At 74.5% G+C, this 11285-nt stretch carries 12 protein-coding genes; 6 read left to right on the top strand and 6 right to left on the bottom strand.

The window, feature by feature from the left end:
• Positions 1–173: 173 nt before the first annotated feature.
• On the bottom strand, positions 174–1055 hold the full coding sequence (locus QWY29_RS02630; RefSeq protein ID WP_300959103.1) for a DUF559 domain-containing protein: 882 nt from the start codon (positions 1053–1055) through the stop codon (positions 174–176).
• Between the two features lie 105 nt (positions 1056–1160).
• Here QWY29_RS02630 and QWY29_RS02625 point away from each other — a divergent pair, with 105 nt between their 5' ends.
• From QWY29_RS02625 to QWY29_RS02615, 3 genes are all read left to right on the top strand, one after another.
• Positions 1161–1694: a DinB family protein gene (locus tag QWY29_RS02625; protein ID WP_300959102.1), complete on the top strand. Its 534-nt coding sequence runs from the start codon at positions 1161–1163 to the stop codon at positions 1692–1694.
• A gap of 33 nt (positions 1695–1727) precedes the next feature.
• Entirely contained in the window at positions 1728–2669 is a 942-nt protein-coding gene (gene dapD / locus QWY29_RS02620) for a 2,3,4,5-tetrahydropyridine-2,6-dicarboxylate N-succinyltransferase (protein WP_300959101.1), read from the top strand.
• 61 nt (positions 2670–2730) lie between these two features.
• Complete coding sequence (locus QWY29_RS02615; protein WP_300959100.1) at positions 2731–3693, top strand: VldE C-terminal domain-containing protein; 963 nt, start codon at positions 2731–2733, stop codon at positions 3691–3693.
• A 106-nt stretch (positions 3694–3799) separates the two neighbouring features.
• On the opposite strand, the gene QWY29_RS02610 is transcribed toward QWY29_RS02615, so the two are convergent.
• Entirely contained in the window at positions 3800–4537 is a 738-nt protein-coding gene (locus tag QWY29_RS02610) for a hypothetical protein (RefSeq protein ID WP_300959099.1), read from the bottom strand.
• A gap of 125 nt (positions 4538–4662) precedes the next feature.
• Here QWY29_RS02610 and QWY29_RS02605 point away from each other — a divergent pair, with 125 nt between their 5' ends.
• Entirely contained in the window at positions 4663–5871 is a 1209-nt protein-coding gene (locus tag QWY29_RS02605; protein ID WP_300959098.1) for an AI-2E family transporter, read from the top strand.
• A gap of 25 nt (positions 5872–5896) precedes the next feature.
• The gene (locus QWY29_RS02600; RefSeq protein WP_300959097.1) at positions 5897–7135 is read left to right on the top strand and encodes a calcium-binding protein; all 1239 of its coding nucleotides are present in this window, start codon (positions 5897–5899) and stop codon (positions 7133–7135) included.
• Here the strand turns inward: QWY29_RS02600 and dapC are convergent.
• Both dapC and fdxA read right to left on the bottom strand, forming a co-directional pair.
• Positions 7132–8238, bottom strand: a complete 1107-nt coding sequence (dapC, locus tag QWY29_RS02595; protein WP_300959096.1) for a succinyldiaminopimelate transaminase — start codon at positions 8236–8238, stop codon at positions 7132–7134. The genes QWY29_RS02600 and dapC overlap by 4 nt on opposite strands.
• Positions 8239–8246: 8 nt before the next feature.
• Positions 8247–8573 (bottom strand): ferredoxin, encoded by a 327-nt coding sequence (gene fdxA, locus QWY29_RS02590; protein WP_300959095.1) that lies wholly within the window; start codon positions 8571–8573, stop codon positions 8247–8249.
• Between the two features lie 57 nt (positions 8574–8630).
• Here fdxA and QWY29_RS02585 point away from each other — a divergent pair, with 57 nt between their 5' ends.
• The gene (locus QWY29_RS02585; protein ID WP_300959094.1) at positions 8631–9611 is read left to right on the top strand and encodes a GNAT family N-acetyltransferase; all 981 of its coding nucleotides are present in this window, start codon (positions 8631–8633) and stop codon (positions 9609–9611) included.
• Here the strand turns inward: QWY29_RS02585 and QWY29_RS02580 are convergent.
• Entirely contained in the window at positions 9608–10426 is an 819-nt protein-coding gene (locus QWY29_RS02580; RefSeq protein ID WP_300959093.1) for an esterase/lipase family protein, read from the bottom strand. The two genes, QWY29_RS02585 and QWY29_RS02580, sit on opposite strands and share 4 nt — an antisense overlap.
• Positions 10420–11280 carry an esterase/lipase family protein gene (locus QWY29_RS02575; protein ID WP_300959092.1) on the bottom strand — a complete coding sequence of 287 codons (861 nt, stop codon included), beginning with the start codon at positions 11278–11280 and terminating at the stop codon, positions 10420–10422. Before QWY29_RS02575 ends, QWY29_RS02580 begins: the two co-directional genes overlap by 7 nt.
• Between the last annotated feature and the right edge of the window lie 5 nt (positions 11281–11285).

The raw sequence follows: 11285 nt of genomic DNA, 5'->3' as shown, positions 1-11285 counted from the left end.
TGACGGGCCTACCCGTCCGGTTCTACTGAGGACTCGCGTCCCGTTCTTCCGGAGGCTCGCCGCTGATGACGGCTCGAACGCCTGTGGTGCCAGGGTACGGCCGGGTGCTCCGCGCCCGCCAATCGGTTGCGTTGTCGTCGACGGACTACCAGAAGTCGGGCGCCGTCCCGGTCTCACGCGGCGCGGCAGGGGCCGCAGCGGACTTCTGGTAGTCGGTCGACGGCTGCCTGCAGGACGCGGCGCACCTCGTCGGGGTGGAACATCACGTCCTCCCACGAGAACCGCAGGACCAGCCAGCCGTGGATGACCAGCGCGTTGTAGCGACGGCAGTCGCTGGCGAGCTGGTCGCGACCGCCGTGCCAGGCGAACGAGTCGGCCTCCGCCACGATGCGCCGGCGCCGGTCGGCGAGGTCGACGCGCGCGATGAACCCGTCTCCCCAGATCTCGACCTGCGGCTCGACGCTCAGCCCGTCGACGTCGAGCGCGATCGCCCGGAGGACGGACTCGAAGGGGTTGGCGGCCAGGCGGCTGGCGTGCTCGGCCACCCGCCTCACCCGGGCCGCACCGGCTCCTCGCGCCGAGTCCGCCAGCGCCTGCAGCTCCTGGGCGCCGAAGCCGTTGCGGAGAGCCGAGTCGGCGACGGCCAGGGCATCGGCGAACGGCAGCGTCCGGGCGCAGTCGAGCAGCGTGCGTGTATCGCTGGTCACCAGCCCGTCGCGCTCGTGGCTCGCGAGGTCGACGCGGTGGAGGTGGACCGTGTCCGGCCCGGGTCGGCGGCCGCGCGGGACGGTGACGTGCGGCCGGTCCGGCGCGGTGGCGACCGACCAGCCGTGGAGCAGCGCGGCGCTGGTGTGGGAGACGACGCCGGTGGCGCGGTGGGCGGCGGCGCGGGCCTCGTCGACCTGCGGGAGCGCCCAGCGGCCGCGGGCGAGGCGGGAGAGGTCGCCGGCGGCGACGGCCCGGTCGACGGCGGTGCGGGAGGTGAGCGCGACGAGCTGGGCCCGGGTGGCCGTGCCACCCAGGCGCTCGAGCACCTCCACCACCGACGTCGCCACCCGTCCACCGTGGCCCAGGACCGACCGTCGCGCACCCGGCTGTCCACAGGGCCGGGAGCGGCCGGACCCCTTGCGGGGCAAGCCCCGGGCTGGTCGGGTGGGGCCATGAGCGACCGGTGGCTGCCGCCCGACCAGGACCCGCGCGAGCAGGGACCGACCCGCGGCGAGAAGGGGACGGTGCTGCAGTACCTGCGCAACCACCGGACGACGATCGCGATGAAGTGCGAGGGCCTCGACCCCGAGCAGCTGGCCCGTCGGTCCGTGCCACCGTCCGGCCTGTCCCTGCTGGGGCTGCTGCGCCACCTCGCGCAGGTCGACCACCACTGGTCGCGGCGGGTCTGCCAGGGCCGGTTCGACGAGCCGCAGCTCTACAAGACCCCCGAGGACTGGGACGGCGACTTCACCGGGGCGGTCGCCGACCCCGCCGTCGTCGCCGAGGCGTGGGAGACCTGGCAGCGGGAGTCGACGGCCGCGGACGAGTGGTGGACGTCGGACGACTGGGGCCGGCTGCTCGGGGCGCCCGACGGCGAGCAGTACGAGGTGCGCGACGTGGTCGTGCACGTGCTGGAGGAGCACGCGCGGCACGTCGGCCACGCCGACCTGCTCCGCGAGTGCGTCGACGGTCGCACCGGCGAGTAGCGACCGCCCGCGGCCCACCTAGACTCCGACCTCGTGACTGCGACCTCAGCCTGGGGCCATGGCCTCGCGACCGTGACCGACGACGGCACCGTGCTCGACGTGTGGTTCCCGCAGCCCGCGCTCGGCGAGCGCGACGGCGCCGGAGTGCCGGTGGAGCTGCGCGAGCTCGAGGGCCGCGACGACGTACGCCGCGTGGTCCGCGAGGTCCGCACCGTCGAGATCGACGACCTCCAGGCCGCGCCCGCCTCGACCGAGGACGTCTGGCTGCGCCTGCACCTGCTCAGCAGCCGCCTGGTCGTGCCGCACACGGTCTCGCTGGAGGGCCAGTTCGGCCTGCTCACCAATGTCGTGTGGACCTCGGCCGGCCCGTGCGCGGTCGAGGGCTTCGAGCTGACGCGGGCGCGGCTGCGCGCCAGCGGCCAGCACGTCTCGGTCTACGGCATCGACAAGTTCCCGCGGATGGTCGACTACGTCGTGCCGAGCGGCGTGCGCATCGGCGACGCCGACCGCGTCCGCCTCGGGGCGCACCTCGCCGAGGGCACGACCGTGATGCACGAGGGCTTCGTGAACTTCAACGCCGGCACGCTCGGCGCCTCGATGGTCGAGGGCCGGATCTCCGCCGGCGTGCTCGTCGACGACGGCTCCGACGTCGGCGGCGGCGCGTCGATCATGGGCACCCTGTCGGGCGGCGGCAAGCAGGTCATCTCGATCGGCAAGCGCTGCCTGCTCGGCGCCAACGCCGGCCTGGGCATCTCGCTCGGCGACGACTGCGTGGTCGAGGCCGGCTGCTACGTCACCGCCGGCACCAAGGTCACCGTCGCGGACATGGACGGCAAGCCGCGCGTGGTCAAGGCGATCGAGCTGTCCGGCACCAGCAACGTGCTCTTCCGGCGCAACTCCGTCACCGGTGCGATCGAGGCCGTGCCGTGGCGCAGCGAGGGCGTCGAGCTGAACGCCGCGCTGCACGCCAACTGAGCGCGCCGGCCCCGGGCACGGTTTCGGCCGCCCCGGACACTGGAGCCATGGGGCGCGCTGCATGAGGGTCGGGACGGGCGTCGCGCTGCTCGGCGCGGCGGCGCTGGGCGTGACGGCGTACCTCGGCTGGGACGTGCTGCGCGAGTCGACGCCGTTCTCCGGCGGAGAGCAGTGCACCGCGACGGTCGACGGCCGCACGGTCGAGCTCGACGTCGAGCAGGCGGAGAACGCCGCGCTGATCACCGCCATCGGCGTCGGCCGCGGGATGCCGGCTCGCGCCGCGACGATCGCGCTGGCGACGGCGTACCAGGAGTCGGAGCTCTACAACATCGACTACGGCGACCGGGACTCCCTCGGCCTCTTCCAGCAGCGGCCCTCCCAGGGGTGGGGCACGCCCGCGCAGGTGCTGGACCCGGTCTACGCGACCAACGCCTTCTACGACGAGCTCGTCGACGTCGACGGTTACGAGTCGATGGAGGTCACCGTGGCCGCGCAGCGCGTGCAGCGCTCGGGCTTCCCCGACGCGTACGCCGACCACGAGGCCGACGCCCGGGTGCTGGCCTCCGCGCTGACGGGCAACTCGCGGGCGGCGTTCTCCTGCGAGCTGGACGGCGACGTGGACGAGGGCCCGGACGAGCTGACCGCCTCGGGCCTGGTGCCCCGCGCGGACAAGGTCCGCCGCGAGGTCGTCAGCGTCTTCGGCGAGCAGTCCCTCGGCGGGTTCGCCCCGGGCGGGGTGCGCGACGGGCACATGGAGGGCTCGACGCACTACGACGGCCGCGCGGTCGACATCTTCTTCCGCCCGGTCAACGACGCGAACAAGACGCGCGGCTGGGCCGTGGCCCACTACCTGGTGGCCATGGCCGACCGGCTCGACGTGCAGACCGTGATCTTCGACGACCGCATCTGGCGCACCGGCTGGCGCTCCGGCTCCGGGTGGCGCGACTACGACCCGCCGTCCCGCTCCGGTGACCGGGCGATCCTCGAGCACCGCGACCACGTGCACGTCGACGTCCCCGACTGACCGGCCCGACCGACCGGCCGACTAACCAGGCCCGGCACACGACGGCGCCACCGCCCCGAGGACCGGGACGGCGGCGCCGTTCGCTGCTCGGGGTGGTGCCGGCGGCTCAGGCGGCCTGGCGCGGGAACGGCAGCGGCAGGTCGCAGATCGGGAGCGGGAAGGGCAGCGCGTCGCAGATCGCGTCGAGCGGGTTCCCGTCACCGCCACCCGCGGCGGCGTCGCAGATGGCCTGGGGCAGGCCGGCGTCGCACAGCGGCTGGATCGGGCTCGCACCGTCGGGGCTCGGGGCGCCGCCGGCGGCGTCGCAGATCGGCTGGGGCAGGCCGGCGTCGCACAGCGCCTGGATCGGGCTCGCGCCGCCACCGCCACCGGGGGTCGGGATCGGCAGGCTGCCGAAGGCGTCGCAGATCTCCTGGGGCAGTCCGGCGTCGCACGCGGGCTGGAGCGGGTTGCTCGCGGGCGGCTCCGGGGTGCTGGCGCGCTGGCAGGTGCGCAGGTCGCGCTGGGCGCGGGCCTTGCGCTCCTTGGCCCGGTTCAGCTGCTTGGCGGCCCGGTTCTTCTTGGCCTTCGCCTTCTTGATCGCGGCCTTCTTCCCCGACTTCTTCGCCTTCGTGAGCTGCTTCTTGGCCGCCTTCAGCCGGGCCTGCTTCTTGTTGGCCTGCTTGGTGGCCTGGTTGACGGCCGACCTCTGGGCCGAGCAGTCGGCGGCGGCAGCCGCGGGTGCGGCGGCGGTCGAGGCGCTCGAGGTGCGAGCGACGCCGGCACCGGCGCCGCTCGTGAAGCCCAGCACGAGCGCGACGGCCACGAGGACCACCGCCGCCGGCCGGAGGAGGGAACGGATCATGAAGTGCTCCTGGAGATGTGCAGGTCGGCGGGGCGCGCGGGCTCGCGTGCCAGCCGGTCTGTGCCCCGTCGTGACCTGGCGCACACACCCCCGCTCGGGACCGCCGGGTCCGGGTACCGTTCCGCGTGCCCGACTTCCCCGACGTCCCCGACCTGTCCGCCGCTGCGGCCGCTCCCGACACCGCCGGCGCCGTCACCCTCGACCCGCGCGAGCGCCAGCAGCGCATCGGCGCCGGGCTCGGCTGGCTGGCCACCTGGTCCTGGCGCTGGATCGGGGTCGCGATCGCCGCCGCGCTCGTCGGGTGGCTGGTCGGCATCCTGTGGGTGGCGATCTTCCCGGTGTTCCTGGCCCTCGTCCTGGCCTCCGTGCTCCAACCCGCCAGCAACTTCTTCGTACGCCGCGTGCGGGCTCCGCGCTCGCTGGCCGCCGGCCTGGTGCTGGTCGGGTCGCTGGTGGTCCTGGGGGTCGGGGTCGCGGCCATCGCACCATCGGTGGTGGGCCAGGGCGACCGGATAGTGTCCGACGCCAACGAGGGCATCGACCGGCTCCAGGAGTGGGCGATCGACCGCGAGCTGGTCTCCCAGGAGCAGGTCGACGACGCGGTCGGCGACGCCCGCGACAAGCTGCGCGACAGCGCCGGCTCCATCGCCAACGGCCTGCTGTCCGGCGTCAACGCCGTGACCTCCGGGCTGGTCACGCTGGTGCTGACCCTGGTGCTGACGTTCCTCTTCCTCAAGGACGGCCACCGGTTCCGGCCCTGGGCGTCGCGGATGACCGGCCCGCGCGTCGGCCGCCATGTCGACGCCGTGCTGGACCAGGTGTGGACCACGCTCGGCGGCTTCGTCCGCACGCAGGCGCTGGTCAGCCTCATCGACGCCGTCCTCATCGGCATCGCGCTGGCGGTGGTCGGCGTGCCGCTGGCGGTGCCGCTGGCGGTGCTGACGTTCTTCGGCGGCTTCGTGCCGATCCTCGGCGCGTTCGTCGCCGGCGCGGTCGCGGTGCTGGTCGCCCTGGTCTCGGTCGGCTTCGACGGGGCGCTGATCATCCTCGCGGCGGTCGTGCTGGTCCAGCAGCTGGAGGGCAACGTGCTCTCGCCGTGGCTGCAGTCCAAGGCGATGCAGCTGCACGCGGCCGTCGTCATCCTGGCCGTCACGGTGGGCTCGACGCTCTTCGGCATCGCGGGCGCGTTCCTGGCCGTGCCGGTGGCCGCGGTGGCCGCCGTCGTGCTGCGCTACCTCTCGGCGCTGGCCGACCCCCACACCGTGCTGCCCCACGACGGCACGCCGCCTCCGGAGGCCGGTCACGGCACCCCCGCGCCGCCCGCGGCCGACTGAGCCTGGCCGACCTACGCTGGCGCGCATGAGGAACCGCCTGCTGGCCGCCGCCGTGCTCGTCGTCTCCGGCCTCACCGGTGTCTCCGCGTCGGCCGCCGGCACGGAGCCGTGCGCGACCCCCACGATCACCGGCACCGACGGCGACGACGTGCTGCGCGGGACGCCCGGGCCCGACGTGATCGACGGCGGCCTCGGCGACGACCGGCTGGTCGGTCGCGGCGGCGACGACGTGCTGTGCGGGGGGCCGGGCGCCGACGTGCTGCGCGGCGGACCCGGCGACGACCGGCTGGTGGGCGGCACCGACAAGAAGGTGACTGCCGACACCGACTACTACGAGTACGAGGGCGACCTGCTCTCCGGCGGGGCCGGCGACGACCGGTTCGAGCCGGGGTCCGACGCGCGCCACGGCGACACCGTCGACTCGATCTCGTTCGAGGCCGCGACGGGGCCGGTGACCGTCGACCTCGCGGCCGGCGCCGCGACCGGCGAGGGCGCAGACACCGTCGTCGCGACCCGGGTGAACGTGACCGGCAGCCGCCACGACGACGTCCTCCTCGGCTCCGACGAGGGCGAGAGCCTGACCGGAGGCCGCGGCGCCGACCGCGTCGACGGCCGGGGCGGCGACGACTGGGTGGACGGAGCGCTCGCCGGCGCCGTGGGCGACCGTCGGCCGAACGTCGTCCTCGGCGGCTCGGGTGACGACGTCGTCAACGGCGACGCCGGCGACGACCTCCTGCGCGGCGGGCCCGGCGGCGACCTGGTCCAGGCCCTCGGCGGGGCGGACCGCTCCTACGGTGGGAGCGGCAGCGACGGGATCAACGACGAGGTGACCCCCGCCCCCGGCCAGGTGTTCGCCGGCGGGCCCGGCGACGACTACGTCGCCGACCTCGTGCTGGTCGACGACCGCAACCGCTTCCGCGGGCACACGCGGGGCCGGATCGACCTCAGCACCGAGCTGCTCACCGCGCGCTTCCGGACGCTGCGCTGGCGGCTGGTGCTCAGCGGCTTCGAGGAGGTCTCCACCCCGGTCGGCGACCTCTGGACGCTCCTCGGGACCGAGGGCGCCGACCGGCTGAGCGCCGGCACGCTCGACCGACCGGTCCGCATCCGCGGGCGGGGAGGGGACGACCGGATCTTCGGCTCGGACGCCGACGACGTCCTCGACGGCGGGCCGGGGCGCGACACCGGCACCGGGTGGGGCGGCCGCGACCGGATCATCTCGATCGAGAAGCGGATCGGCGGGTTCCGCGCCGGCGCCGACTAGGCGCTGAGGCGCTCGGCCGCGGCGGCGACGCGCTCGTCGGTGGCGGTGAAGGCCACGCGCACGTGGCGACGACCAGCCGCTCCGTAGAACGAGCCGGGCGCCACGAGGATGCCGCGCTCCGCGAGGGCGGCGACGGTGTCCCAGCAGTCCTCGTCGCGGGTCGACCAGAGGTAGAGCGAGGCCTCGGAGTGGTCGATGCGGAACCCCGCACCCTCCAGCGCCTCGCGCAGCACCCGCCGCCGCGCGGCGTACCGGGCCTGCTGCTCGCCGACGTGGACGTCGTCGTCGAGGGCGACGGCCATCGCGCGCTGCTGGGGGGCGGGCATCTGGAGGCCGAGGTTCTTGCGGACGGCGAGCAGCTCACCGACGAGCGCGGCGTCGCCGGCGACGAAGGCGCAGCGGTAGCCGGCGAGGTTGGAGCGCTTGGAGAGCGAGTGGACCGCGAGGATGCCCTCGGTCGAGCCGCCGCAGACGTCGGGGTGGAGCACCGAGACCGGTTCGGCCTCCCACGCGCACTCGAGGTAGCACTCGTCGGAGACGAGGATCGTGCCGCGCTCGCGGCACCACTCGACGACCTTGCGCAGGTGGTCGACGGGCAGCACGCGCCCGGTCGGGTTCGACGGGCTGTTGAGCCACAGCAGCTTGGGCACCTCGGGACCGAAGGCCGTCAGCGAGTCGGTCGCCAGGGAGCGGGCGCCGGCCAGCGCGGCGCCGACCTCGTAGGTCGGGTACGCCAGCGCCGGGTAGCCGATGAGGTCACCGGCCCCGATGCCGAGGTGCACCGCCATCGAGCCGATCAGCTCCTTGGAGCCGATGACCGGCAGCACCTGGTCCAGACCGAGGCCGGTCACGCCGTGCCGCCGCGCGAGCCAGTCGATCGCGGCCTGGCGGGTCTCCGGACGGCCGACGGTCAGCGGGTAGCCCGGCGCGTCCGCACCGGCCCGCAGCGCCTGCTGGACGACCTCGGGCGTGGGGTCGACCGGGGTGCCGACCGAGAGGTCGACGATGCCGTCGGGGTGCTGGCGAGCCTGCTCGGCGTACCGGACCAGGTGGTCCCAGGGGAAGTCCGGCAGCCGCGAGGAGACGCGGGAGGAGGTGCCCAAGGAGTGGCTCAGTGGTCCTGGTTCTGCGGGTCGAGGCCGGCGATGAACGGGTGGTCCTTGTCGATCTCACCCATCTTGGCCGCGCCGCCCGGGGAGCCCAGGTCGTCGAAGAAGCCGACGTTGGCGGTGTAGTAGTCCTTCCACGCCTCCGGCACGTCGTCCTCGTAGAAGATCGCCTCGACCGGGCAGACCGGCTCGCACGCACCGCAGTCCACGCACTCGTCGGGGTGGATGTACAGCATCCGCTTGCCCTCGTAGATGCAGTCGACGGGACACTCGTCGACGCACGCGCGGTCCTTGAGGTCGACACACGGCTGCGAGATGACGTAGGTCACCGGATCCTCCTGGGACGCAAAGGGATGGCACGTACGGACCAACTCTAGTATCCGCTCGTGGCCGATCCGTCAGAACCCCACGATCCGGGCAACCAGGTGGGCCGCCACCTGCTCGGGGCGCACGTCGTCGGCCAGCGCGTGGTCGTACGCCGCGTGGTGCGCGGCGAGCGCGGCCCCACCGGCGGGCCGGCGCTCACCGACCTGCTCGGCACCTGCCTGGGCTGGACCGACGGCCCCGACGGGAGCTGCCTGGTCCAGCCCGACCCGCGCGCCGACCAGCCGCTGCCCGACCCGGTGCGGATCCCGCTGGCCGACATCGTCTCCGGCAAGCCCGTGCCGCCCCGGCCCAGCCACCGGCTGCGGGTCGAGCCGCGGGAGGCCCAGCTGCGGGCGCTCGCGCTGTGGCCGGACCTGGTCACCGAGGAGCTGGGACCCGGCGGCTGGCTGCTGCGGCACTCCCCCACCTCCCCCAACCGCCGCGCCAACTCCGTGCTCGCCGTCGGCCCGCCCGGCCCGGTGGGGCTCGATGCGGCCGAGCAGCGGGTCCTCGACTTCTACGCGGCCACCACCGGGCGACCGGTCGCCGCGGTGCTCACCGACAGCGCCGAGGAGGCCGCGCTCCGGGAGCGCGGATGGGTCGCCGAGAGCGGCGAGGCGGACACCGTCTACTCCGTCGCCGGGGTGGCCGCCGCGCGGCGGGCGCTGCGGTCGGCGGGCGGCGCGGGAGGTGCTGCCGCCGGCCCCGAGGTCGAGCTGGTCGCGCTGGCTCCCGGGGTGGTGCGGGCCGGCCTGCCGGGGGCGAGCGGCGTGGCGGCGTACGACCGGGACTGGGTGGGGTTCCGCAGCGTCGAGGTCGACCCCGACCGGCGTCGGCAGGGCCTGGGGTTGCAGGTCATGGCCGCGCTGCTGGAGTGGGGTGCGGAGCTGGGCGCGACGACGGCGTACCTGCAGGTGCTCGGCGACAACGTGCCGGCGCTGGCGCTCTACGAGCGGCTGGGGTTCGTGGAGCACCACCGGTACTGCTACCTCGCGCGCTAGCAGCCGAGCCCGGTGGTGCGGGCCGGCCCACGGCGGCCGAGCGCGTCGAGGGTGACCGCGATGGTGGTGCTGCTCGAGGGCAGGAGCAGGTGCTCGGACAGGTCGCTGCGGCACAGGTCCTGCACGGTGACGTTGGTGGTGCGCGGGCCGGGCGCGAGGTGCCCCGAGGTGTGCGGCAGCACGACCAGGTCGTGGCGGGTCGTCACCTGCGTCCAGCTCACCCGGCCGGGGGTCTCGTCGCCGGCGTTGAGGTCGGCGAGGAACGAGGACCCGGCGGCCTGCTGGCGGCAGGCCGGGCAGGAGGCGCCCGAGCCGACCAGCGGGAACCGCGACCCGTGGTGCGTCGCGGCGATGCTGACCACGTCGTCGACGACCTTGCCTCCACCGAGCCGAGCGACGTAGTGGCGGGCGAGCAGGCCGCCCTGCGAGTGGCCGACCAACGACACCTTCGCCGCGCCCGTCGCGCGCAGCACCCGCCGCACGTAGGCGCGCAGCTCGACCGCCGAGGCGGCGATGTCCTGGGTGCCCTGCTGGCCGTACTCGAGCGACCACACGCACCAGCCCGCCCTCGTCAGCGCCGAGGACATCCGTTCCCAGCCGTAGCTGCGGTCGCCGAAGGTGCCGTGGACCAGCACCACCGGCGTCGGGTGCTGGGCGGTCGGCCGGCACGACCAGTCGTTGGCGCCCGGCGGGTCCGGGTCGAGCACAGGGGTGGCGGCGCCGGCCGGGACCGGCGCGAGCACGAGGACGGCGCAGCTCAGCCAGGTCGCCCCGACCAGGAGGGCGACGGCGAGGCACCGCACCGCGATCAGCACGGCGGCCGGAAGTCCTTGCGCGCCGGGCCGGGGCGGGTCAGCGCCTCGAGGGTCCAGGCGATCGCGGTGCGGCTCATCGGGATGAGCAGGTGCTCGGCCGGGTCGCCGGGGCAGGAGTCCTGGAGGGTGGTGTTCGTGGTGCGCGGGCCCGGACGGAGGTAGCCGGACAGGTGCGGCACCACGACCTCGTCGTACGCCGTCGTCACCTGCGTGTAGCTGACCCGGCCGGGCGTCTCGTCCCCGGCGTTGAGCCGCTCGAGGAAGGGCGACCCGATCGCCTGCTGGTTGCAGGCGCGGCAGATGCCCTCGAAGAGCGGGCCGGTGAGGATCGACAGCGCCGTGCCGCCGGTGAGGACCGTGCCGTGGTTGGACGGGGCCAGCCCGACCAGGTCGTCGACGACCTTCGCGCCACCGAGGAACTTGATGTAGTGCCGCGGCATCATCCCGCCCTGCGAGTGCCCGACCATCGACACCTTGGCGGCACCCGTGGCCTTGAGGACGCGCTTCGTGAACTTCTTCAGCTGCCTGGCCGAGGCGACGATGTCGCCCGTGCCGCGATTGCCGTAGTCGAGGGAGAAGACGCAGAAGCCCTTCGCCTTGATCGCCGCCGACAGCGGGTCGAGCAGCGACTTCCGGTCGCCGATGGTGCCGTGGACGATCACCACCGGCGTCGGCCGCTTCCTCGGCGGCTGGCAGTCCCAGTCGTTGGCCCCCGTGGGCTCGCCGAGCCCGCCCGGCAACGGCAGCGGGAACCCGGACGGCGCCGCTGCGGCCGTCCCGGTCGTGCCGGCCGCCGAGGCCGGGCCGAGCACAGCGAGCAGGACGAAGGTCAGGACCGAGACGAGGGCACGCACGTCTA

Source organism: Nocardioides abyssi (genome assembly GCF_030412915.1).
Lineage (GTDB): Bacteria > Actinomycetota > Actinomycetes > Propionibacteriales > Nocardioidaceae > Nocardioides > Nocardioides abyssi.
This window is presented reverse-complemented; position numbering and strand designations above follow the sequence as displayed.

Coding starts and splice junctions, on each gene's coding strand:
- QWY29_RS02625 (WP_300959102.1), top strand. CDS start 1,161: ATGAGCGACCGGTGGCTGCCGCCCGACCAGGACCCGCGCGAGCAGGGA.
- QWY29_RS02615 (WP_300959100.1), top strand. CDS start 2,731: ATGAGGGTCGGGACGGGCGTCGCGCTGCTCGGCGCGGCGGCGCTGGGC.
- QWY29_RS02610 (WP_300959099.1), bottom strand. CDS start 4,537: ATGATCCGTTCCCTCCTCCGGCCGGCGGCGGTGGTCCTCGTGGCCGTC.
- QWY29_RS02600 (WP_300959097.1), top strand. CDS start 5,897: ATGAGGAACCGCCTGCTGGCCGCCGCCGTGCTCGTCGTCTCCGGCCTC.